Origin of the sequence: Burkholderia sp. MSMB617WGS (assembly GCF_001532025.2) — a bacterium.
Taxonomy (GTDB): Bacteria; Pseudomonadota; Gammaproteobacteria; order Burkholderiales; family Burkholderiaceae; genus Burkholderia; species Burkholderia savannae.
The window spans coordinates 545,077-566,996 of record NZ_CP013458.1 but is presented as its reverse complement, the minus strand read 5'-3'; the positions used below and the strand labels follow the sequence as shown (position 1 = coordinate 566,996).

Here is a 21,920-nt window from a genome sequence, read left to right as displayed (position 1 = left end):
CGTGGGTTTTCCGAGCCTTGGGCGTCTGGTGTCTGGCGTTTGCCGTTTGCCGTTTGCCGTTTGCCGTTTGCCGTTTGCCGTTTGCCGTTTGCCGTTTGCCGTTGGGCGTTGGGCGTTGGGCGTTGGGCGTTCGCCCTTCGACATTCGACATTCGACATTCGGCGTTCGGCGTTCGGCGTTCGGCGTTCGGCGTTCGGCGTTCGGCGTTCGGCGTTCGGCGTTCGGCGTTCGGCATGAGGCACCAAGCGGCAAGACTAGTCAATCATCAAGTGCGCCCCCGCGCTCAGCCTGGCCGCCCCTTGCCGCCGGTTCCCCACCCGCACATCGCGCGCTCAAAACGTCGTGCGCATCCCGACCGTCACGCTGCGTCCGCCCTGCGGCGCGATGTTTCGCACAACCGAACTCGCGTAGCGGATATCCTGGTTCGTCAGGTTGTCGCCGCGCAGGTATGCGAGCCAGTTCGTCGCGCCCACGCGGAACTTGTACGTCAGCACGACGCCGAGCGACGTGTAGCCGTCCGTCGCGAGATCGTTGTCGGGCACGCGGTGCTGCGCCCATGCGTGCGTGACCTGCGCACGCGCGCCGAACGGCCCGTAGCCGTAATCGGCCGCGAGCGTCGCGCGCAGCGGCGCGATCCGCGGCAGCGGCTCGCCCGTGTCCGCGTTGCGCGCGTGCGTGTAGTCGGCCGTCAGCTCGAGATCCACGCGATGCCCGCGCTTCTCGAACGCGCGCCACTTGCCTTCGAGCTCGACGCCGTAGAACTCCGCGCGCACGCCGCGATAAACGGCCTCGCGCAGCGCGTCGGCGGCGCCGGCCGCGACGAGCGCGCCCTCGTCGTCGACGAGCCGCCCGGTGTCGTATTCGGCGAGATAGTTCCGAAAGCGGCTGTAGAACACACCGACGCTGCCGCGGTTCGGCCCGCTCGCATAGCGCAGCGCGAGATCGGTCGACACCGCCTTCTCCTTCTGCGCATCCGGCAGGCCGATCAGGTATTGCCCCGTCGCGCCGTGCGGCCCGTTCGCATACAGCTCGTAGAAGGTCGGCGCGCGCTCCGTGTACGACACGTTGCCCGCGAGCGCCCACGCAGGCGCGAGCTGGTACAGCGCGCCCGCCGACACGCTGCCCGCATTGAAGTCGCGCGAGCGCGCGAAGCCGAACTTGTCGTCGCCGTTCGCGCTCGGGTCGAGCCGCACGTGCTCGATGCGCGCGCCGGCGGACAGCTTCAGCGCGTCGCTCGCCTGCCATTCCTCGAGGCCGAACAGCGCGACGCTCGTCGTGCGCGTCGTCGGCGCGAGCGCCTCGCCGCCGAGCGCGGAGAACGTGTTCTGGCCGACCTGCACGCCGAGCGCGCCCTCGAACGGGCCTAGCTTGCGGTGACGCGCCTCGACGCGCGCCTCGTAGCCGTGGTTGCGGAACGTCGTGCCCGTCACGCCGTCCTCGATTTCCTTGTGCAGATAATTCGTGTAGCCGAAGTCGAACTTCAGTTGCGAGAACGGCCCGCGCAGATTGCGCACTTCCGACGCGACCGCGGCGCGTTCCTGCCGCATCTGCAGCCGCGCGTCGGTCTCGGCGACCGAGCCGTAATTCGATTCGTAGCCGCTGTACGACGCGCCGACGTAGCCGTCGGCCCACGTGTACGAGCCGCCCGCCGCGCCGCCGTAGCGGCGTCCGTCGCTGTTCGGCAGCTTGCCGTACGGCTCGCTCGCGTCCTCGCCGTCGAGCGCGCGCTGGCGCGCCGAGTGCGCATAGCCGGGGATTCTCAGCTCGTCGGTCTCGCGGCCGAACGCGTCGAGATGGAAGGCGAAGCGGCCGTTGCCGCCCTCGACGAGCGCCGCGCCCGCGCGCGCGTTGTTCGCGCCGCCGTAGCTCGCGTCGACCGCGCCCGAAACGCCGTTGACCGCCTCGCGCGGAATCCGGTTGTCGATGGTGTTGACGACGCCGCCGACCGCGTTGCCCCCGTACAGCAGCGCGGCCGGCCCGCGCACGATCTCGACGCGCTCGACGGTGAGCGGCTCCTGCGGCACCGCGTGGTCGTACGACAGCGACGATGCGTCGTACGCGGCGACGCCGTTCTGCAGCAGCCGGATGCGGTCGCCGTCCATGCCGCGGATGATCGGGCGGCCGACGAGCGGGCCGTAGGTCGTCGTCGACACGCCGGGCAGGCCGTTGAGCGTATCGCCGAGCGAATCGGCGCGGCGCAGCGTCAGCGCATCGCCGGACAGCGACGCGGTTGGCGACGTGAGCGCCGATGCGCCGAGCGGATTGGCGGTCACGAAGATCGGCGAGAGCGTCGTCGCCGGCGGCTCGTTCGACGGGCGATCGGCGGGCGGCGCGAGCGTCTCGCCGTGTGCGAGACTCGCGGCGAGCAGCAGCGACATGGGATGCAGCCTGCGAACGAAAGGCGGCGCGGGGCGTCGGTGGTCATCCATTGCGGTAATCGGTGTGGTGTTGTCGGAGTGGACGGGATCACGGACCGAATCGCGCAGCGCCATCGAAACGATATAACGTATCAAATCCTGCGCGCACGTAGGCCGTGGCGAAACACATCGACAGCCGATCCGGCTGGCTGCGACGGTGCAGTCGCGGCTCGCGGCGGCTTACGATGGGATGGATATGTTATATCATTTCAATTTAAGCAACAAATGCCTTACGGTGCGTTTGGGCGCGGTCAGGGCGGTGGTGACATCGATAGTGGCGACATCGGTAGTGGCGACATCGGTAGCGGCGGCATTGGCTCGGCATTGGCTCGGCATCGGCTCGGCATCGGTGGCGGTGGCGGTGGCGGCATCGGTGATGGTGGCATCGGCAAGGCCGTGCCTGCATCCTCGGCGACGACAGCCGCCGCCGCAAGTCGCGCCGGCACGCAAAACCGACGATGCGCGGAATCAGTCCAGCGTGATTGCCGCATTCATCCACCGAGCATGCGCTGCGCCGGGCCGTCATTGCGCGATTGACACGCCGTTCATGCCGGGCCGCTCGCCGCGCGCCTCGCCATGCCGTTCAAGCGCCCTCGACATCGTCACGACGCATGGCGCGCGCGAGCGCGCTCCGCACCCCGCGCTCCAGGTCTCGGCCGGCTTTCCTCTTGCCGCACATACATACACAAGCGCCGCTGCATTGCTGTGCGCATAGTTGATGCGTGGATCGCGCGCCGCCCCGCGCCGTAGACTCGCGGAGTCGAACTCGGAACGTCGACCGCCAAGCGCTTGCGCCCTCGTCGTCGCGAACGTGCGCCGCGCGGGCCGCGCGCGTCGACGTGGTATCGTCGGGCGCTCGCAAACCGACAAAGTCCTTTCAGTTTCACGCATGCATCCTCTTCGATCGATTTTCCCGCTGGCCCTGTTGACGGCCGTCGGGCTCCTTGCAACCGACCTGTATCTCCCCGCCGTGCCGTCCCTGCCGCAGCAGCTCGGCGGCTCGATCGAAAGCGCGCAGGCGACGCTCGCCGTGTTCTCGGCCGCGCTCGCCGTCTCGCAGCTCGTCTGGGGCGCCGCCGCCGACCGCCTCGGCCACCGCCGCACGCTCGCATTCGCGGTGCTGCTGCAACTCGCCGCGGGCGCCGCGTGCGCGCTTGCGCCGTCGATGGGCGTGCTGATCGGCGCGCGGGCCGTGCAAGGCTTCGGCGTCGGCGCGGCGACGGTCATCGTCCCCGCGCTCGTCAGGCAATCGTTCGGCGACGGCGGCGCGGTCCGCGCGCTCGCGTGGCTCGGCATCATCGAAAGCGCGGTGCCGGGGCTCGCGCCGGTCGTCGGCGCGGCGCTGCTCGTCGTCGCGGACTGGCGAATGAGCTTCTGGATCATCGTCGCGCTGTCCGTCGTCGTGGCGCCGCTCGTGTTCCGCGTGGTGCCCGCCGCTTCGCCGGCGCCCGCTCCCGCGAACGCGAACGGACGCGCGGGCGGCTATCGACGGCTGCTGCGCTCGCCCGTCTATCTCGGCTATGCGCTCGGCCACGCGCTGTGCTTCGCCGCGCTGCTCACGTTCGTCGCGAGCGCGCCGCAGGTCGTCGAGATCTGGCTCGGCGCGGGGCCATCGACGTTCAGCCTGTTGCAGGCATGCGGCGTCGCGGCGTTCATGCTGACCGCGGCGCGCAGCGGCAAATGGACCGACGCGCTCGGCCTCGACCGGATCATCTCGCTCGGCGCGCTGCTGCAGTTCGCGGCCGCCGCCGCGTTCCTGCTGCTCGCGCATCTCGAGCTGCGCTCGACCGCGCTCGTCGTCGCGTCGTGGATGCTGTTCTGCGGCTCACTCGGCTTGCGCGGACCGGCGTCGATGGCGCGCGCGCTCGCGGCCGAGCCGTCGATCGCCGGACGCGCGGCCGGATTGCTGATGTTCTTCGGCCTCGGCGGCGCGGCGCTCGCGACGCAGGCCGTCGCGCCGTTCCTGCATCTCGGGCTCGCGCCCGTCGCGTGGATGTGCACGGGCTTCACGCTCGCGAGCGGCGTGGTGATCCTGTGGGGAATCGCGATGCGCGGCAAGCACGAAGACGTTGCGGCGGGGCCGGCGGCGTCCTGAGCGCCGCATGAGCGGCGCGCTGCGGCATTTTCTTGAATCGGAGGATGCGGTGAATTCGAGCGGCGGCGAAACCGTCGCGCGCGCCGCGGCCGGCCGCGGCTCGACTGCCGGCGCCGTGGCCGCGCGTGCGGCCGCGCGGCTTCTTTCGGTGTGTCGGCGTTTCGGTGTTTCGGTGTTTCGGTGTTTCGGTGTTTCGGTGTTTCGGTGTTTCGGTGTTTCGGTGTTTCGGTGTGTCGACATTCGCGGCGCGCGCATCGATTGAAGTAATCGATGCATTCGCGAGGCTCGAAGTCGACGCATTGAAACCGCAAAGGCTGGCGAAGCATCCGAAAACTTCGAGGCGACTGCGAACGGCATGCGGTTGAAGTTGTCGATGCGGTCGATGCGGTCGATGCGGTCGATGCGGTCGATGCGGTCGATGCGGTCGATGCGGTCGATGCGGTCGATGCGGTCGATGCGGTCGATGCGGTCGATGCGGTCGATGCGGTCGATGCGGTCGATGCGGTCGATGCGGTCGATGCGGTCGACGCGGTCGACGCGGTCGACGCGGTCGACGCGGTCGACGCGGTCGACGCGGTCGACGCGGTCGACGCCTTCGACGCCTTCGACGCCTTCGACGCCTTCGACGCCTTCGACGCCTTCGACTCTGTCGGCAGCATAACGATCGCCCGCCGGTAACGCACGGTAAATTGCGTTAATTTGCCGAAATTGACTTGGTTCGCCCGATTCCCAACAATGGGAACTGCTTAGGATGCCGTGTCGTTTCCGGACGCACGGCGCGCCAGAGCGGCTAGACCCAGTCAACCCTCCCCCCCTGACTGGAATTCCCACGCCACGGCAAGCCGCCGTGGCGTCTTTTTGTCTCGACGTACGCGTGCGGTCGAGCCGCCCTTCGTGATATCGACGAATAGACGTGTTCGGCGCGCGCCGTCGCCGAACGCAGCGCGACCCGAAAAAAGCGCACGGCGCGCGAGCGCCGCCCGATCAACCGAGCGCCCGTCGGCACGACGCAACGCAACGCAACGCAGCGCGACGCGACGCGACGCGACGACGCTATCAAGCCTGCGGATCGACCCGCAACACGAGCTTGCCGCGATGGCTGCCGTCGAACAGCCGATTCAGCACGTCGGGCGCGTTGCTCAGTCCGTCGACGACGGTCTCCTCCGCTTTCAGCCTGCCGTCGCGCAGCCAGCCGGCGAGCGTCGCGACCGCCTCGCGGCTCTTGCGGTAATCGAGAATCAGGAAGCCGCGCATCGTCAGCCGCTTCGCGATCAGCACGCTGACGTCGTCGGACGGGCGGCCGCTGTTGTAGTTCGCGATCACGCCGCACAGCGCGACGCGCCCGCCGATCGCCATCCGCGACAGCACCGCGCGCATGATCTCGCCGCCGACGTTCTCGAAGTTCACGTGCACACCGTCGGGCGTCGCATCCTTCAGCGCGCGCTTCCAGCCGTCGGCCTTGTAGTCGACGGCCGCGTCGAAGCCGAGCTCCTCGGTCAGATAGCGGCACTTGTCCGCGCCGCCCGCGATGCCGACGACGCGCGCGCCGTGAATCTTGCCGATCTGCCCGGCGACGGAGCCGACCGAGCCCGCCGCGGCCGACACGACGAGCGTCTCGCCCGGCTGCACCGGCGCGATCTCGGTCATCCCGTAGTACGCGGTGAGCCCGCTCATCCCGCACGCGCCGAGCAGGCGCGGCAGCGGCAGGCCGAGCGCGGCGGGCAGCTTCGTGTACTGCGCGGCTTCGTCGGCGCGCACGTGCGCGTAGTCCTGCCAGCCGACGAGCCCCTGCACCAGATCGCCCTCGGCGAACCCCGGCGCATTCGACGCGACGACGCGCCCGATGCCGAGCGCGCGCATCACGTCGCCGATCGCGACGGGCGGCAGGTATTGCGGGATGTCGCTCATCCACACGCGATTGGTCGGGTCCATCGACAGATACAGCACGCGCACGAGCATCTCACCCGGCCCGAGCTCGGGCAACGGCGCTTCGACGAGCGTGAAGTGCTCCTGGCCGACGCGTCCGTCGGGGCGCGCCTTCAGGCGCAGTTGGCGATTGACGGGGTTGGACATGGGCGTCACCTTCAGGATGAGTGGAAAGATGCGGCGTACGCCGCGTTGGCGAACTCGGCGCGCATACCGCTGTCGCATGCGCGCGATGCGCGATGCGCGATGCGCGATGCGCGATGCGCGATGCGCGATGCGCGATCCGCAACGATGCAATCACGTCGCCGCGCATGATTCGAACGCGCCGGCGGCTGCGCATAAAGACCATCGCCGGCATGCGCATGCCACGTCAAACCGCGCACATTCCGCCGTCGATCACGAGCTCCGCGCCCGTCACGTAGCGGCTCTCGTCGGACGCGAGATAGACGGCCGCATGCGCGACGTCGTCCGGCTCGCCGAGCCGGCGCATCGGCACGCCGCGCGCGAGCTTGCGCGCCGCCTCCTTCTCGCCGACTTGCTGGACGATCGGCGCGACGATGCCCGTCATGATGAACGACGGATGGATCGAGTTGCAGCGCACCTCGGTCTGCCGGCGCGCGCAATCCACCGCGATGGATTTCGTCAGCGAAGCGACCGCCGCCTTCGACGCGTTGTACGCTGTGTAGTCAGGCTCGTGCTTGAACGCGGCGACCGACGAGATGTTGACGATCGACGCGGGCGCGCCCGCCTCCAGATACGGCAGCGCATGCTTCGTGCCGAGCACGATGCTCTCGACGTTGATCGCCATCACGCGCCGCCATTCGTCGAGCCGAATCTGCCCGACCGCGCCGAACGAGCCGACGCCCGCGTTGTGCACCAGCACCGACAATCCGCCCATCGCGTCGTTCGCCTGCGAAAGCCGCGACGCCCACTGCACTTCGTCGGCGACGTCCTGCACGGCCGCCCACGCGACGCGCTCGTCCGCCGCTTCGTTCAGCTGCGCCGCGAATGCGTCGAGCACCGCCGCGTCGACGATGTCGGTCAGGAACACTTTCGCCCCCTGCTCGGCCATTCGCCGCGCGATCGCGCGCCCAAGGCCGCCCGCCGCGCCGGTGATGAACGCCCGCTTGCCGGCAAGACGCGGCGCCAAGTTCTTCGTCATGAACACTCCCAGTCGTTTCGCTATTCGCTATTCGCTATTCGCTCGTCGCATGCGCGATCGCGCGCATGCGGAATGCGTGATACATGATGCGTCGCGCACCCCACGCGTCGCCGTGAACGCGGCTGCAATCGCAATCGGCGCCGCCGTCAGCAGCGTACGGCATCCGGTGCGGCATGCGTACGCCGAGCGCCAACCGTCAGACGGACAAATACCCGCCGTCGACGTTGAGCACCGCGCCCGTCGTGTAGCTCGACGCCGCCGACGCAAGATACAACACCGCGCCCGCCATCTCCGACGGCTGCGCGGCGCGCCGCATCGGCACGTGCGCGAGCACCTGCTTCAGCACGTCGGGCGCCTGCGTCAGCGCCGACGCGAATTTCGTGTCGGTGAGGCCCGGCAGCAGCGCGTTGCACCGCACGCCGCTCGCCGCGCATTCGATCGCGAACGCCTTCGTCATCGAGATCACCGCCGCCTTCGTGATCGAGTAGATGCCCTGCCAGTAGCCGGGAACCACGCCGTTCACCGACGCGACGTTGACGATCGATCCGCCGCCGCCCTTGCCCATCAGCTTCGCGCCGCGGCTCGACATGAAGAAGTAGCCGCGGATGTTCACGTCGACGGTCTTCTGGAACGCGCCGGGGTCGGTGTCGACGATCGGCCCGTAGTACGGATTCGCCGCCGCGTTGTTGACGAGCACGTCGAGCCGCCCGTGCTTGTCTTCGAGCGCGGCGAACAGCGCGTCGATCTGGTCGAGCTCGCCGATGTGGCACGCGGCCGCCTCGGCCGAGCCGCCGGCCTCGACGATCTCGTTCGCGATCGTGCGGCAATCGTCGATGCGCCGGCTCGTGACGACGACGTGCGCGCCGAACGCGCCGAGCAGCCTCGCGGCGTCCGCGCCGATGCCGCGGCTCGCGCCCGTGACGACGGCGATCTTGCCGGACAGATCGAACAGGTTGGATGCGGTCATGGAGAATATCCTGAGTCGATGAAGGGGGAGGAAATCAGCGATGCGTGACGAGCCGCTCGTCGTCCGCGCCGTCGAGGTGCGGCCAGCCGTTGTACGTCGTCACGCGCGCGCCGCCGCGGCCGATCCTGATTCGGCTCACGCTCGTGTTGACGAGCGGCCACGCGAGCTCGAAGCTGCGCTCGACGGGCACGCCGAGAAGCGTCGCGACGATCACGCCGATCGGCCCGCCCGACGTGAACGCCCAGATCTCGCGCGCCGGCTGCCGCGCGAGCGCGTCCCACGCCGCGAGCGTGCGCGCGCGGAATTCGGGCCACGGGCAGACGTAGTCGCCGTCGTGCGCGCCGCCCGTCCAGCGCGCGACGGCCGCCGCGAACAGCGCCTGGAACGCGCGGCGCGGATCGGCTTGCGCCCCCATCGCGCGCAGCAGCGCGTCGCGCGAAGCAAGCTCGGGCCGATGACGCGCGATCAACTCGTCCGAGTCGAGCTCGTCGAGGCCCGCGAGCGCGAGTCGCGGCGCGTCGACGCCCGCCGCGCGCGCGCAGCCGTCGGCCGTCTGCGCGTGGCGGCGCAGCGTGCCCGTCGCGATCAGCCCGGGCCGCCGCGCGCCGCGCGCCATCCACGCGCCGAGCCGCGCCGACTGCTCGTCGCCGAGCGGCGACAGGCAATCGTAATCGGCCGCATCGAAGCTCGCCTGCGCGTGGCGGATCAGGAACAGCTCGCTCATCGCGCACTCCCGGCCGCCGCCGCGATCACGCGCCGGCACCGCTCGCCGAGATAGCGCACGGCCGCGCCGAAGCCCGCGAACTGCTCGTTCGTCGTATGGCCGAGCACGAAGCGCCGGTAGATCTGCTGCGCGATCACCATCAGCCGGAACAGGCCGAACACTTCGTAGAACTCGAAGCCGCCGACGTCGATGCCCGTGCGCGCGCCGTAATAGTCGACCACCTCGCGGCGCGTCATCATCCCTTGCGCGTGCGTCGGCTGGCGGCGCATCGCGACGAACGCGGGATCGTCGTCGGCCTGCACCCAGTACGCGAGCGAGCCGCCGAGATCCATCAGCGGATCGCCTAGCGTCGCCATCTCCCAGTCGAGCACGCCGACGATCGACAACGGGTCGGCCGGATCGAGCACGACGTTGTCGAAGCGATAGTCGTTGTGAATCACGCAGATGCGGCGCTCGCTCGCCGGGCGGTTGCGCTCGAGCCACGCGAGCACGTCGTCGCACGGGTTCGCGCCGTCGGTGAGCGCCTTGCGCCAGCGCTCGCCCCAGCCGCTCAACTGCCGCGCGACGTAGCCCTCGCCCTTGCCGAGCGCCGCGATTTCGGCGCGCGACGCGTCGATCGCGTGCAGCTCGATCAGCCGATCGACGAAGCTCTCGCACAGCTTGCGCACGCCGTCGCGATCGAGGTTCAGCCCGGCGGGCAGTTCGCGCCGCAGGATCACGCCGGCGATGCGCTCCATCACGTAGAACTCGCTGCCGATCACCGCGGTGTCGTCGCAGCGCGCAAGGATCGCGGGCACGTAGCGGTAGTCCGGCTTGAGCGCCGCCATCACCGCCGCCTCGCGCAGCATGTCGTGCGCGGTGCCCGCCTTCGCGCCCGCGGGCGGCCGCCGCAGCACCAGCTCGCGATCGCCATAGCCGATCAGGTAGGTCAGGTTCGACGCGCCGCCGTGGAACTGCCGGATGCTCGGCTCGCCCGTCAAGCCGTCGATCCGCGACTTCAGGCACGCGTCGAGCTTCGCCGCGTCGAGCCGGTCTTCGTCGCGCACGTCGCGCGCATCGTCGAGGCGCACGCTCATGCCGCCTCCGCCGCGGCGAGCTGCCGCTTCACCTCGAGCTTCGCGACGACCGCGCGATGCACCTCGTCCGGCCCGTCCGCGATCCGCAGCACGCGCGCGTACGCATAGAGCGCCGCGAGCGGAAAGTCGTTCGACAGGCCCGCGCCGCCGTGGATCTGGATCGCCGCGTCGGCCGCCTGCTGCGCGACCGCCGGCACGACCACCTTGATCTGCGAGATCAGCGACAGCGCCGCCTTCACGCCCTGCGTGTCGATCGTCCACGCGGCCTTCAGCGTCAGGAGGCGCGCCTGCTCGATCGACATCCGCAGGTTCGCGACGACGTCGCCGTTGCCGCCGAGCTTGACGAGCGGCTTGCCGAACGCGGTGCGCGTCGTCGCGCGCGCGCACAGCAGCGTGAGCGCCTTCTCCGCCGCGCCGAGCGCGCGCATGCAATGGTGGATACGGCCCGGCCCGAGCCGGCCTTGCGCGATCTCGAAACCGCGCCCCGGCCCGAGGATCACGTTCGACGCGGGCAGCCGCACGTTCGTGAAGCTGACTTCGCCGTGGCCCGACGGCTCGTCGTACGCATTGAACACGGGCAGCATCCGTTCGATCTTCACGCCGGGCGCGTCGAGCGGGCACAGCACCATCGTGTGCCGGCGGTGCGGCTCCGCCTGCGGATCGGTGAGCCCCATGAAGATCACGACGCGCGCGAGCGGATGGCCGATGCCCGTCGACCACCACTTGCGGCCGTTCAGCACGACTTCGTCGCCGTCGATCGCCGCGGTGGCCCGCATGTTCGTCGCGTCCGACGACGCGACCTCCGGCTCCGTCATGCAGAACGCCGAGCGAATCTCGCCCGCGAGGAGCGGCTCGAGCCAGCGGCGGCGCTGCTCGGGCGAGCCGTAGCGCGCGAGCACCTCCATGTTGCCGGTGTCGGGCGCGTTGCAGTTGAACGCTTCGGGCGCGATGAACGAGTGCCCCATCAGTTCGGCGAGCGGCGCGTACTCCGCGTTCGACAGCCCCGCGCCGCCGTGCTCGGCCTGCGGCAGGAACAGGTTCCACAGGCCGGCCGCGCGCGCCTTCGCCTTCAGCGTTTCCATCACGTCGGGCTGGCGCCAGAGGCGCCAGTCGGCGCCGCCCGTCGATTGCTCGACATAGCGCGCCTCGACGGGCGCGATCTCGTCGCGCATGAAGCCCGCGATGCGCTCGCTCAGTTCGCGGCTGCGGGCCGAAGGGGAGAAATCCATGGCGTCTCCGTGTGGTCGGTTCGAATGAAGACGAGCGTACGCGATCCTCGACAATCGATGAAATGAATATTTATTATGCAAGGACATAGACTTCACTGATGGGCTTGCGCGATCGCGCGAGCCTTCCCGGAACGCCGAATCCCCGACATGCCGATGCCGCCCGACCACCGACTCGACCTGAACCTGTTCCGCGTGCTCGACGCGGTCTACGTGCAAGGCGGCATCAGCGCCGCCGCGCGCGCGCTGCACCTGACGCAGCCGGCCGTCACGCACGCGCTGAACCGGCTGCGCGCGCACTTCGGCGATCCGCTCTTCGTGCGGCAGGGCAACAAGGTCGTGCCGACCGAGCGCACGCGCGCGGTGATCGCCGACGTCCAGCTGCATCTGAAGGGGCTGCAGGACGCGGCGCGCGCTCAGACGCGCCTCAGCCCGGACGCGCTCGACCTCGGCTTCGTCGTCGGCGTGCGCGACGTGCTCGAATCGATCGCGCTGCCGCAGCTCGTCGCGTCGCTCGCGCGCGACGCGCCCGGCGTGCGGCTCGTGAGCCGCCGCGTGCCCGTCGCCGACATCGAGCGCGAGCTCGGCAGCGGCAACCTCGATCTCGCGATCGAGCGCCGGGTGCCCGCGGGGCCCCGGATCGTCGGCGAAAACGTGGTCGACGACACGCTCGTCGTCGCGATGCGGCGCGATCATCCGCTCGCGGGCGCGCCGCTGCGCCGAGCCGACTATTTCGCCGCGCGGCACGTGACGGTGTCGCCGCTCGGCGAACCGCACACGCTCGACGTGCTGCTCGGCGCCGACGGCCGCTTCCGCCGCATCCAGCTCGTCTGCCAGCACTATTTCGCCGCGTGCCAGATCGCGGCGTCGGGCGATCTGCTGCTGACGCTGCCGCGCTCGTACGCGCTACGCATGACGCGGCTCCTGCCGATCGCGGTCCAGCCGCTGCCGCTGCGGCTCAAGCCCTATCCGATCCTCGCGTACTGGCACGAATCGCGCGAGCTCGACCGCGCGCACCAGTGGCTCCGCGAGCGCGTGATCGATGCCGTGCGCGCGGCGTCGACGCATCCCGCGGGCGCATGACGGCCGCTGCACGCGGGCGCGAAGCCGTTTATGCTCGTGAATCGGGGCCGGCATGCCGGCCGCTCCTTCCCTTTACCTCGAGGACACGCGATGCCGCTCATTCACGCCTCAGCCGAAATGGCGCTCGACGCGCCGAACTACGTCGTCGATCTCGAAGCCGGCAAGCATCGCCTGCAAGGCGACGAAAACGAGCACGAGGGCGGCGGCAACGTCGGGCCCGCGCCGTACGAGCTCGTGCTGTCGGGGCTCGCCGCGTGCACGGTCGCGACGCTGCGGATGTACATGCAGCGCAAGGAATGGCCGGCCGCGCGCCTCGCCGCGCGCGCCGAACTGCACGTCGACCGCGAGGGCGCGCAGTACGTGCGGCGCACGATCGCGGTCGACGGCGCGCTCGATGATGCGCAGCGCAAACGGCTCGCGGAAATCGCCGAGAAGACGCCCGTCACGCTGTTCATCAAGCGCGGGACGCGGATCGAGACGACGTTGAAGTGACGGATGCGGCGGCGCGGCGTAGGGCGGCGCGACGTGCCGCGTTGCGCTGCGACACGCGGCGGCCTCGTGCGTGCCGCGTTGTGCGTGCCGCGTTGCGCCGCACCGTGCCGTGTCGGGCGTCAGGCGTCAGGCGTCGGGCGACGCGGTGACGCGCCTCGATCGCTTAGCGGCGGCGATGCGGGACAAATCGGGCCCGCCCGTTCGATGGATGCGCGTTGCAGGCTCTCGCGCGTGCGCGCTTCGCATCCGCGGTGGTGGCGGCGGTGGCGGCAGCGCCGCTTCAGTCACCGGCGCCGACCTCTCGGCAGCCGCACGTAAGCTCGCCCGCCAGAACCGAACCGGCGGCGGCACCGCGCCCGGCCGTCGCACCGACCGCCCGAACCGCGAGCGACGATGCAACCGGGCGGCATGCAACCAAGCGGCGAGGCGGGGCCAGACGACGCGTCACGCCCCACGCCGCCGAACGGGCGCGACGCGCCCGAGGGTCAAGGCAGCGTCAGCAGAATCGACTTCGGCCCGCCCGGCAGATTGTGCGGCTGCCCCACCGCGTAGCCGCCCGTGCTCATCCGGAAGTTGCCGTTGACCACCGAGAACTGATAGTTCGAGCAGATCTCGTTGTGATCGGGCGTGTAGACGGCCGACGTCGTCGCCTTCTTGACCGCGACCCACCGCCCGGCCACCCTGTCGAACGCCCATACGTTGCCGTACTGTCCGGCCCGCTGCGTCGCGTCGAGACACGACGCGCCTTGCGTCGCCCAATCCTCGACGAAGCTGTTCGCGAAATTCGCCGACTGCAGGCTCTTCTGATAGCGCAGCGTCGCGATCAGCTCGCGCACGTTGGTCGACGTGTCCGTGAACCACACCGAATAGTCGGTCTGGTTCTGGCCGGCGACGGGCGCGATCGACGCCATGAAGCGATATGTCCGGCCCGCGACGGGCGCATGGCTCTTCGAGCACTTGTAGCCGGTGCCTTCGCCGCCGAACTGCGTGCAGCTGACGCCCGGCCCCTTCGCGATGATCTGCGGCGACTTGCCGTTCGCGTCCCACACTGAAAACAGGACCAGGCCGTTCTGCTTGCCGTCGACCGACTGGATGCCGGTGTAAGCGCCCGGCCAGCCGATCGCTTCCCAATAGGTGGTCGGCGCGAGCGCTTCGGGCGTCACGTCGACGCTGAACGCGGTCCAGCCGCTCGCCTGCTGGTAGTTCAGATGGACGGAGTTCGCGCGCGTTCGGTGCGGCTGCGCCGAGCCGCCGATCGCGACGCTCTGCGCCGTGCCGTCGAACCTGCGGATGCTCGCCACCGCCGTTTGCGCGCCGCCGCTGCCGGCGATCCACCACGCGGACGCGACCCCGTCCGCGCCGGTCGACGCGTTCACCGGAAAGAGCCAGCCCGACGCACTGCCTGCGCCCCGCGGCTGCCACGCGACGTCGCAGCCGGAAACCGGCTGGCCCTTGTTCGTCACCTTCACCGTCAGCATGACGGGGTTGTGCGTGCGGTTGTTCGACGTGATCGCCGGATCGTAGAGCGTCGACGAGAACGCCGAGCCTTGTCTCGCGACGAGCGGCGCGCTCGTCGACGAAGCGATCACGGAGCCGTTCAGGCAGGCGCCGGCGGCCGTCGCGTCGACGGCCGCCACGGCCAGGACGGTTGCTGCGATGCACTTGAATTTCAATTCGATCCTCCTCGTACGGATGTTTCGATTGGCGGACATGCGTCGTGCACTATAAGCGACGCTCACTCGCCCGATGAAAATAACCGACCATATCCAACGGGATAATCAATTTCTTTTAATATTTAATATGTTATCTACTTGTTTAAATGATCGAAGCCGACTCCGTGAAAATCGGCGCCGCGCTTTTCATCGGCCCGTCCGGCGGCTCGCAACGCGCGACACTGCTCACTTCGCCCGAACGAAGCGGCGCTGCCGACAGGAAATCGAAGCCGTTCGAAAAACGTCCGTTCCGATGAATCGATTGCCGCCGATTAAACATCAGGCTGCCGATTGATTGCGCATTCGCGTCGGTATTCGCCGGCAGCGCGAATCAGCCTCGATCGCATTCGAAATCCGTCGACCGGATGCCCCGAACGCCGATTCCCGGAATGCTTCGAGTGACGGGGAACGATCGCCGCGACGCCGCGCCGATGCCGGTTCGTACGAAACCCGGCGTGCCGGGCGCGTCGATGTCGCGATAAACGACCGTCTTGCGCCGATCCTCGCGCGGGGATGCGGGAACCGGCGATACGCCGAGCCCCGCGCCGACGAGACTCACGGTGGTGTCCCTCCGGATCGCACGCTGCGAGACCTGCGGCGTGCAGCCCGCCTGAGCGCGCGCGTCGACGATGCGGCCGTGCAAACCCAAGCCTTCGGATTCGGGAGACAAGGCCCACGGCACAGCGGCGAGCGATGCGAGCGGCACGGCGCCGGCGCCGGCGCGGCCGATCGCGAGCCCGGCGTTTCTGCGCAAGCCCTGACGGAAGATTCGGGCGCGCAACGCGGCGACGTGGAACGGTCCGCCGTCACGCACGCGAATTGACGGATTCGCTGCACGCGCTGGCCGCACGGATGCCCGTGCGGCGACGCCGCGCGACCGCGTTACAGCCCGAGCGCCGACAGATCGAGCTTGCCGCCCTTGACGGGCGGACACCAGAAGAACGAGCCGGTGATCGGCTGCGTGAAGCGGAACAGGCCGTCGTGCACGCCGTCGGTCGCGCCGATCATCCGGCGCATCTGCACCTCGAACGCGCGGAACGAATGTCCGAATGCGACGAAATACAAGCCGGCGCGGCGCTCGTCCGCCCACGGCGACGAGCGCCGCAGCACCTTCGCCTCCGGCTTGAAGCTCTCCTGCTCGGTGCGCTTCACGTGCGCGTACGCGGGCGCGTCTTCGAGTTCTTCGTTGTCGTCCTTGCGGCGGCCGATGATCCGGTCCATTTCGTCGCCCGGGATCTCGCGCATCTTGCCGAAGTCGTGCACCCATTGCTGGACCGCGACGAAGCTCGCGCCGTCGAAGCCCGCGCCCTTGCCGGACACGAACGCGGTTTCGATCGCCTCGTCGCCTTCCGGGTTCTCGGTGCCGTCCTCGTAGCCGGACAGGTCGCGGTCGTCCGCGTAGCGGAACGCGTTCGCGGCGCAGTCGAGCTCGAACGCGGGCGCGACGAGCTGCTCGATCTCGCGCGAGCGCACGGTGGCCGCGCCGAGATCGTCGGCGCGCAGCCAGACCCAGAGCGCCGCGGGCGTCGACGGCACCGGCGCGCCCGGCACCGACAGCTCGGGAAACTCCTTCAGGCCGTCGATCTTCTTGTCGAGCGCCTGCACGAGCGACGGCCCGATGCCGATCACCGTGTCGACGCCGTCAATGGCGTCGCGCAACGCGGCGAGCGCGCTCGCCGCACGCTCCGGATGCGTGATCCGGAAGGACAGGTAGCGGCTCGCCGCCGGAATCGGAGCCAGAATGCCTTGCTGAAAATCGCTCATCGTTTCCTCGATGCAGTGTTCGGTTCTACAGGGTGGGGGACGCCGGATTGTCCCATAACGTCGGGACGCGCCTGCTTGGGACGTGCCTGCTTGGGAAGTGCCCGTTCGGGACATGCCAGTCCGGGACATGCCCGTTCGGGACGTGCCCGTTCGGGACGTGCCCGTTCGGGACGTCCCCGTTCGGGACATGCCCGTTCGGGAGCGGCCCTTCTGGGAGAGACGCGTTCGGGGCTGCATGTTTGGGACGCGCCCGTCTGGGACGCGCCCGCTCGGCGTGCGTCCGTTCGCGCCGTCCCGGTCGGGAACGCGTCGTCCCGAGCACATGCGTTCGCCGCGGCCCCCCCGGAACGGGGAGCCACGGTCGCAATACACGCGCTCGAAGCATGTCCGGCCGCGCGCAAGGCCAAACCGACGCACCCGCCCGGGACATATCAGCGGACGCATCCCGCCCGCGACTTCCGCATCGGCGACATGCACGCCGTGACAGCTTCGCGCGCCGCGGACGTGTACGCGCACGCGCGCGCGTACACGTCCGCGTGAACCGCTTCGGCCCGCCGGGCGCGGGCGCGCCGGGCGCATAGCGCCACACGCATACGCCCATACGCCCGTACGCCCGCGCGTGGCAATCGCGGCGCACGTCGAGTCCCGATGCCAACCGACTCCCTCCGCCCCCAATCGAACGCGGCGAGCCGCATCGCCGCGCATCGCCCCGTATCGAATCGGCAACATCCATTCGTCTGACATTGCAGCAATGCGAAACGGCCGCTAGAATCGCTTCACGAGTTGAACTCCGCTCGCTTTCACTCCACTCACCCAACGTTCGAAGGAGGTGCCAGATGTCGCGAATGCATGTCACCTCCCCGACGGCAGTTCCACGACGCGCGTTCTAAGTCGTCGTCTTCGCGGGCCGCTATCCAGCCCGCACAGCTTCCGGACAGTTCCCCGCCTTCGCTTCGCGCGCTGACGCGCAGCGGCATGCGTCCGGCTTTCGTTTCGAACAACAATCGACAAGTCCCGTTCGCCACGAGCGACCGGGCCCCGACAAATGGCCCAAAAAACAACCCATCCGGGTGGACGAGCGTTTACCGACGTGCTCGCGTTCACCTTCCGGCACTGGCGCGCGCAACCCGCGCGCATCGCCGCCATCGCGTTCTTCGCGCTCGCCACCGCGCTCGGCGACGTGTTGACGCCGCTCTTCGCGGGACGCCTCGTCGACGCGCTGTCGCACGGCGTCACCGCCGCGGACAAGGCGCTCGCATGGAGCCGCGCGCTACACGCGTTCGGCATGCTGATCGGCATCGGGCTCGCGTGCACGCTGCTGCGGCAGGCGGCGTTCCGCAACATCATCGTGCTGACGCTCGAGATGATGAGCCAGATCGCGGCGAACGCGTTCCATCGCGTGCAGCGCTTTTCGACCGACTGGCACGCGAACAGCTTCGCCGGCTCGACCGTGCGCAAGATCACGCGCGGCATGTGGGCGATCGACCTGCTCAACGACACGCTGCTCGTCGCGCTGCTGCCGTCCGTCGTGATGCTCGCGGGCGCGACGCTGCTGCTCGGCTCGCACTGGCCGGTGATGGGCGCGGTGGTCGGCGGCGGCTCCGTCGTGTTCATCGCGGTGACGGTCACGATGTCGCTGCGCTTCGTCGCGCCCGCCGCGCGGCTCGGCAACCTGTGGGACACGCGTATGGGCGGCGCGCTCGCCGACGCGGTGAGCTGCAACCCGGTCGTCAAGGCGTTCGGCGCGGAGACCCGCGAAGAGGCGCGGCTCGACGGCGTCGTGTCGAAGTGGCGCGCGCGCACCCGCCGCGCGTGGCGGCGCGGCACGCTGAACGGCGGCGTGCAGGGCGCGATGCTCGTCGCGATGCAGGCGGCGATCCTCGGCGCGGCGCTGTGGCTGTGGGCGCACGATCGCGCGAGCGTCGGCGACATCGCGTTCGCGCTCACGACGTTCCTCGTGCTGCAAGGCTATCTGCGCGACATCGGGATGCACATCCGCAACCTGCAGCGCTCCGTCAACGACATGGAGGAGCTCGTGTCGCTCGAGCGGCAGCCGCTCGGCATCGACGACAAGCCGGGCGCGAAGCCGATCTCGATCGCGCACGGCGAGATCCGCTTCGAGCACGTGACGTTCGGCTACAGCGGCGCGCATGCGAAGCCGCTGTACGACGATTTCTCGATCCGGATCGCGCCGGGCGAGCGAATCGGGCTCGTCGGGCATTCGGGCTCGGGCAAGACGTCGTTCATCAAGCTGATTCAGCGGCTGTACGACGTCGACGGCGGGCGCATCGCGATCGACGGGCAGAACATCGCCGACGTCACGCAGGCTTCGCTGCGCAGCCAGATCGCGATCGTCCAGCAGGAGCCGCTGCTGTTCCACCGCACGCTCGCCGAGAACATCGCGTATGCGCGACCCGGCGCGACGCGCGGCGAGATCGAGCGCGCCGCGCGGCTCGCGAGCGCGCACGAGTTCATCGCCGAGCTGCCGCAGGGCTACGACACGCTCGTCGGCGAACGCGGGATCAAGCTGTCGGGCGGCGAGCGGCAACGCGTGGCGATCGCGCGCGCGTTCCTCGCCGACGCGCCGGTGCTGATCCTCGACGAAGCGACGTCGAGCCTCGATAGCGAAAGCGAGGTGCTGATCCAGCAGGCGATGGAGCGGCTGATGGTCGGACGCACGACGCTCGTCGTCGCGCACCGGCTGTCGACGGTGCGCGCGCTCGATCGGCTGATCGTGCTCGACAAGGGGCGCGTGATCGAGGAAGGCAGCCACGACGAGCTGATCCGGCTCGAAGGCGGCGTCTACCGGCGGCTGTTCGAGCGGCAGGCGCTCGAGCTCGCGAAGGGCCTGATCGAGCAGACGGGCGGCGACGCCGCCGAGTGGCTGAGCGACGAGCATGACGGACGCGACGAGCGCAACGAGCGCGGCGAACGCGACAAGCCCGGCGTGCTCGACGGACACGACGCGCGGCGCGCGCATCGCGCGCCCGACGACGGCGACGGGCGGATCGACGATTCGGCGGTCGCTGTCGAGAAGTAGCCGCGGGCGCGACGAAGGCAAGGCACGGGCGCGCGCGAGCGCGCCGACCGTCTTGCGTCGCTTCGTCTTGCGTCGCGCTCGCGCGATGCGCTTCACGCGACGCGCGCACATCACGCGCAATCGCGACGCCCCGCACGCACGCCCCGCGTGAACGGCGCGCAGCGTCGCGGCGTTCGATCCACGCGGTCAAACGCGATTCGATCGAATCGCGACGAACGGAGCGGAGCCACGCAGCGCGGCGTCGCTTCGAAGCGCACGCTGTCCGCGCGAGCGCCGCCCCGCGATCCGGCGGCATCCGCCCGCGCCCCGCGCCGCCGCGCTCCGCTATCTCCGGCTCGCGCCCCCGTCCGTCAACGGACCATACGCGTCAACGCTCCGCCCGGCCGCGCTCCAGCGCCGCCGCCACGCGCGCGACCACCTGCTCGCGCCGCGCGAGCACCGGCTTCGACCGCTCGCGCACGCGCTCGACGATCCGCGCCGGCGCGGTGTCCGGATCGCCCGCGTCGAACGGCGGCGCCGGCGCGTATTCGAGTTGCAATTGCACGGCCTGCGCAACGTCCTCGCCGACGAGTTCCGCCGCGAGCGTCAGCGCGAAATCGATCCCCGCCGTCACGCCGCCGCCCGTCACGAGGTTGCCGTCGCGCACGACGCGCTCGCGCACCGGAATCGCGCCGAGCGGCGCGAGCAGCGAATGGAACGCCCAGTGCGTCGTCGCGCGCCGGCCGCGCAGCAGCCCCGCCGCGCCGAGCACGAGCGCGCCCGTGCACACCGAGCTCACGTAGCGCGCGTGCGCCGCCTGCCGGCGGATGAACGCGAGCGTGTCCGCGTCCTCCATCAGATCGGCGACGCCCATGCCGCCCGGCACGCAGATCACGTCGAGCGGCGGACAGTCGTCGAACGTCGCGTCCGGCGCGAGCGCGAGCCCGCTGCTCGCCGCAACCGGCTCGCGCGTTTTCCAGACGAGCCGCGCCGTGACGCCCGGCAGCGACGCGAACACGTCGTGCGGCCCGGTCAGGTCGAGTTGCTGCACCTGCGGAAACAGCAGTAATCCCACTTCGATGGCCATTCCTCACCTCCTCCTTTTCGCGGTTGTCGCACCGCGCCGCGCGCCCGCGCCGGCGTCGTGGACAAACCGACTGTACGCAAGTACCGTATGGCGGATATGCCAAAGTCCCCACGAATCCCGCCAGCCGAGCCGCTCATACCCGTGCCCGCGCCCGCCGCCGCGCGCCGCGCCGTACACGTGCTCGCCTTCGACGACGTGCAGTTGCTCGACGTCGCCGGGCCGCTCCAGGTGTTCTCGACCGCGAACGACTTCGCGGCGCAACGCGGCCTCGCGATTCCGTACGCGCCGCGCGTCGTCGCCGCGAACGCGCGTTCGGTGGCGTCGTCGGCGGGGCTTGCGTTCTTCGCCGCGCCGCTGCCCGCCGCGCGCGAGCCGTCCGACACGCTGATCGTCGCGGGCGGCTGGGGCGTCCACGACGCGACGCGCGATCCGCGGCTCGTCGACTGGGTGCGCCGCCGCGCGGCCCGGACGCGGCGCGTCGCGTCGGTGTGCTCGGGCGCGTTCGTGCTCGCGGCGGCGGGGCTGCTCGACGGCCGCCGCGCCGTCACGCACTGGTCGCGCTGCGAAGAACTCGCGCGGCGCTACCCCGGCGTGCGCGTCGACCCCGATCCCATTTTCGTACGCGACGGCAACGTCTGGACGTCGGCGGGCGTCACGGCCGGCATCGATCTGGCGCTCGCGCTCGTCGAGAACGATCTCGGCCGCGCGCTCGCGCTCGACGTCGCGCGGCATCTCGTCGTGTTCCTGAAGCGGCCGGGCGGCCAGGCGCAATTCAGCACGGCGCTGACGCTGCAGCATGAAGGCGGCGGCTTCAGCGAACTGCACGCGTGGGCGGCCGCGAATCCGGGCGCGGATCTGTCGGTCGCGGCGCTCGCCGCGCGCGCCGGCATGAGCGAGCGCAGCTTCATGCGCCGCTATCGCGAGGCGACCGGCAAGACGCCCGCGCGCGCGATCGAGCAGATGCGCGTCGAGGCGGCGCGCAATCTGCTGGCCGGCGGGCCGCTGCCGATCAAGCGCATCGCCGCGCACTGCGGGTTCGGTTGCGAGGAAACGATGCGGCGCAGCTTCCTGCGCATGCTCGGCGTGACGCCGCGGGCGTACCGCGAGCGGTTCGCGCCGCATGGCGCGAGAACCGAAAATGTGCGACCCTAGCCGCATGTCCACGCAGCT

The 21,920-nt window shown here is 70.0% G+C and carries 19 protein-coding genes and 1 pseudogene; 10 read left to right on the top strand and 10 right to left on the bottom strand.

What is annotated here, in order from left to right; genetic code table 11:
- Positions 1-332 precede the first annotated feature (332 nt).
- Entirely contained in the window at positions 333-2,378 is a 2,046-nt protein-coding gene (locus tag WT60_RS22660; protein ID WP_060355635.1) for a TonB-dependent receptor, read from the bottom strand.
- 229 nt (positions 2,379-2,607) lie between these two features.
- Between WT60_RS22660 and WT60_RS35575 the strand changes: the two genes are divergently transcribed.
- The 4 genes from WT60_RS35575 (at position 2,608) to WT60_RS34655 (ending at position 5,173) form a co-directional block, all read left to right on the top strand.
- Positions 2,608-3,132, top strand: a complete 525-nt coding sequence (locus tag WT60_RS35575) for a hypothetical protein (protein ID WP_186448650.1) — start codon at positions 2,608-2,610, stop codon at positions 3,130-3,132.
- Between the two features lie 174 nt (positions 3,133-3,306).
- The gene (locus tag WT60_RS22650; protein WP_060355634.1) at positions 3,307-4,512 is read left to right on the top strand and encodes an MFS transporter; all 1,206 of its coding nucleotides are present in this window, start codon (positions 3,307-3,309) and stop codon (positions 4,510-4,512) included.
- Between the two features lie 7 nt (positions 4,513-4,519).
- Positions 4,520-4,774, top strand: coding sequence for a hypothetical protein (locus WT60_RS34660; RefSeq protein WP_186448649.1), 255 nt, complete (start codon positions 4,520-4,522; stop codon positions 4,772-4,774).
- A 93-nt stretch (positions 4,775-4,867) separates the two neighbouring features.
- Positions 4,868-5,173: a hypothetical protein gene (locus tag WT60_RS34655; protein ID WP_100185375.1), complete on the top strand. Its 306-nt coding sequence runs from the start codon at positions 4,868-4,870 to the stop codon at positions 5,171-5,173.
- 395 nt (positions 5,174-5,568) lie between these two features.
- Here the strand turns inward: WT60_RS34655 and WT60_RS22635 are convergent.
- From WT60_RS22635 to WT60_RS22605, 6 genes and pseudogenes are all read right to left on the bottom strand, one after another.
- Positions 5,569-6,731 (bottom strand): annotated as a pseudogene (locus tag WT60_RS22635) (NADP-dependent oxidoreductase).
- Positions 6,732-6,808: 77 nt separating this feature from the next.
- Positions 6,809-7,600: an SDR family oxidoreductase gene (locus WT60_RS22625; protein WP_060356301.1), complete on the bottom strand. Its 792-nt coding sequence runs from the start codon at positions 7,598-7,600 to the stop codon at positions 6,809-6,811.
- Between the two features lie 196 nt (positions 7,601-7,796).
- Positions 7,797-8,567 (bottom strand): SDR family oxidoreductase, encoded by a 771-nt coding sequence (locus WT60_RS22620; protein WP_038744322.1) that lies wholly within the window; start codon positions 8,565-8,567, stop codon positions 7,797-7,799.
- Between the two features lie 34 nt (positions 8,568-8,601).
- The gene (locus tag WT60_RS22615; protein ID WP_038744337.1) at positions 8,602-9,291 is read right to left on the bottom strand and encodes a histidine phosphatase family protein; all 690 of its coding nucleotides are present in this window, start codon (positions 9,289-9,291) and stop codon (positions 8,602-8,604) included.
- Positions 9,288-10,367 (bottom strand): phosphotransferase family protein, encoded by a 1,080-nt coding sequence (locus tag WT60_RS22610; protein WP_060356300.1) that lies wholly within the window; start codon positions 10,365-10,367, stop codon positions 9,288-9,290. The genes WT60_RS22615 and WT60_RS22610 overlap by 4 nt, the downstream gene beginning before the upstream one ends.
- Entirely contained in the window at positions 10,364-11,596 is a 1,233-nt protein-coding gene (locus tag WT60_RS22605; RefSeq protein WP_038744327.1) for an acyl-CoA dehydrogenase family protein, read from the bottom strand. Before WT60_RS22605 ends, WT60_RS22610 begins: the two co-directional genes overlap by 4 nt.
- 153 nt (positions 11,597-11,749) lie before the next feature.
- Between WT60_RS22605 and WT60_RS22600 the strand changes: the two genes are divergently transcribed.
- Positions 11,750-12,676: a LysR family transcriptional regulator gene (locus WT60_RS22600; protein WP_059671651.1), complete on the top strand. Its 927-nt coding sequence runs from the start codon at positions 11,750-11,752 to the stop codon at positions 12,674-12,676.
- Positions 12,677-12,766: 90 nt separating this feature from the next.
- A complete protein-coding gene (locus tag WT60_RS22595) occupies positions 12,767-13,168 on the top strand; it encodes an OsmC family protein (RefSeq protein WP_059644556.1) in 402 nt (133 codons plus the stop codon).
- A 485-nt stretch (positions 13,169-13,653) separates the two neighbouring features.
- Here WT60_RS22595 and WT60_RS22590 read toward each other — a convergent pair whose 3' ends face one another.
- Complete coding sequence (locus tag WT60_RS22590; protein WP_052145000.1) at positions 13,654-14,880, bottom strand: DUF3472 domain-containing protein; 1,227 nt, start codon at positions 14,878-14,880, stop codon at positions 13,654-13,656.
- Positions 14,881-14,987: 107 nt separating this feature from the next.
- Here WT60_RS22590 and WT60_RS34650 point away from each other — a divergent pair, with 107 nt between their 5' ends.
- On the top strand, positions 14,988-15,137 hold the full coding sequence (locus WT60_RS34650) for a hypothetical protein (RefSeq protein ID WP_156432572.1): 150 nt from the start codon (positions 14,988-14,990) through the stop codon (positions 15,135-15,137).
- Positions 15,138-15,175: 38 nt separating this feature from the next.
- Positions 15,176-15,703, top strand: coding sequence for a hypothetical protein (locus tag WT60_RS33905; protein WP_145986855.1), 528 nt, complete (start codon positions 15,176-15,178; stop codon positions 15,701-15,703).
- 59 nt (positions 15,704-15,762) lie between these two features.
- On the opposite strand, the gene WT60_RS22575 is transcribed toward WT60_RS33905, so the two are convergent.
- Positions 15,763-16,644 (bottom strand): Dyp-type peroxidase, encoded by an 882-nt coding sequence (locus WT60_RS22575; protein ID WP_038744348.1) that lies wholly within the window; start codon positions 16,642-16,644, stop codon positions 15,763-15,765.
- A 1,045-nt stretch (positions 16,645-17,689) separates the two neighbouring features.
- On the opposite strand from WT60_RS22575, the gene WT60_RS22560 reads away from it, so the two are divergent.
- Positions 17,690-19,684 carry an ABC transporter ATP-binding protein gene (locus WT60_RS22560; protein WP_059644546.1) on the top strand — a complete coding sequence of 665 codons (1,995 nt, stop codon included), beginning with the start codon at positions 17,690-17,692 and terminating at the stop codon, positions 19,682-19,684.
- A 367-nt stretch (positions 19,685-20,051) separates the two neighbouring features.
- Here WT60_RS22560 and WT60_RS22555 read toward each other — a convergent pair whose 3' ends face one another.
- Positions 20,052-20,750, bottom strand: a complete 699-nt coding sequence (locus WT60_RS22555) for a DJ-1/PfpI family protein (RefSeq protein ID WP_059581126.1) — start codon at positions 20,748-20,750, stop codon at positions 20,052-20,054.
- Between the two features lie 87 nt (positions 20,751-20,837).
- On the opposite strand from WT60_RS22555, the gene WT60_RS22550 reads away from it, so the two are divergent.
- The gene (locus tag WT60_RS22550) at positions 20,838-21,902 is read left to right on the top strand and encodes a GlxA family transcriptional regulator (protein WP_060356298.1); all 1,065 of its coding nucleotides are present in this window, start codon (positions 20,838-20,840) and stop codon (positions 21,900-21,902) included.
- Positions 21,903-21,920 lie beyond the last annotated feature (18 nt).

Bases quoted from the DNA above. Each gene is read 5' to 3' on its own strand.
- WT60_RS22590 (WP_052145000.1), bottom strand. From the start codon at position 14,880: ATGTCCGCCAATCGAAACATCCGTACGAGGAGGATCGAATTGAAATTC.
- WT60_RS22620 (WP_038744322.1), bottom strand. From the start codon at position 8,567: ATGACCGCATCCAACCTGTTCGATCTGTCCGGCAAGATCGCCGTCGTC.
- WT60_RS22610 (WP_060356300.1), bottom strand. From the start codon at position 10,367: ATGAGCGTGCGCCTCGACGATGCGCGCGACGTGCGCGACGAAGACCGG.
- WT60_RS22660 (WP_060355635.1), bottom strand. From the start codon at position 2,378: ATGTCGCTGCTGCTCGCCGCGAGTCTCGCACACGGCGAGACGCTCGCG.
- WT60_RS22550 (WP_060356298.1), top strand. From the start codon at position 20,838: ATGGCGGATATGCCAAAGTCCCCACGAATCCCGCCAGCCGAGCCGCTC.
- WT60_RS34655 (WP_100185375.1), top strand. From the start codon at position 4,868: ATGCGGTTGAAGTTGTCGATGCGGTCGATGCGGTCGATGCGGTCGATG.
- WT60_RS22625 (WP_060356301.1), bottom strand. From the start codon at position 7,600: ATGACGAAGAACTTGGCGCCGCGTCTTGCCGGCAAGCGGGCGTTCATC.
- WT60_RS22600 (WP_059671651.1), top strand. From the start codon at position 11,750: ATGCCGCCCGACCACCGACTCGACCTGAACCTGTTCCGCGTGCTCGAC.
- WT60_RS22650 (WP_060355634.1), top strand. From the start codon at position 3,307: ATGCATCCTCTTCGATCGATTTTCCCGCTGGCCCTGTTGACGGCCGTC.
- WT60_RS34660 (WP_186448649.1), top strand. From the start codon at position 4,520: ATGAGCGGCGCGCTGCGGCATTTTCTTGAATCGGAGGATGCGGTGAAT.
- WT60_RS22555 (WP_059581126.1), bottom strand. From the start codon at position 20,750: ATGGCCATCGAAGTGGGATTACTGCTGTTTCCGCAGGTGCAGCAACTC.
- WT60_RS35575 (WP_186448650.1), top strand. From the start codon at position 2,608: ATGGATATGTTATATCATTTCAATTTAAGCAACAAATGCCTTACGGTG.
- WT60_RS22575 (WP_038744348.1), bottom strand. From the start codon at position 16,644: ATGAGCGATTTTCAGCAAGGCATTCTGGCTCCGATTCCGGCGGCGAGC.
- WT60_RS34650 (WP_156432572.1), top strand. From the start codon at position 14,988: ATGATCGAAGCCGACTCCGTGAAAATCGGCGCCGCGCTTTTCATCGGC.
- WT60_RS22560 (WP_059644546.1), top strand. From the start codon at position 17,690: ATGGCCCAAAAAACAACCCATCCGGGTGGACGAGCGTTTACCGACGTG.
- WT60_RS22595 (WP_059644556.1), top strand. From the start codon at position 12,767: ATGCCGCTCATTCACGCCTCAGCCGAAATGGCGCTCGACGCGCCGAAC.
- WT60_RS22615 (WP_038744337.1), bottom strand. From the start codon at position 9,291: ATGAGCGAGCTGTTCCTGATCCGCCACGCGCAGGCGAGCTTCGATGCG.
- WT60_RS22605 (WP_038744327.1), bottom strand. From the start codon at position 11,596: ATGGATTTCTCCCCTTCGGCCCGCAGCCGCGAACTGAGCGAGCGCATC.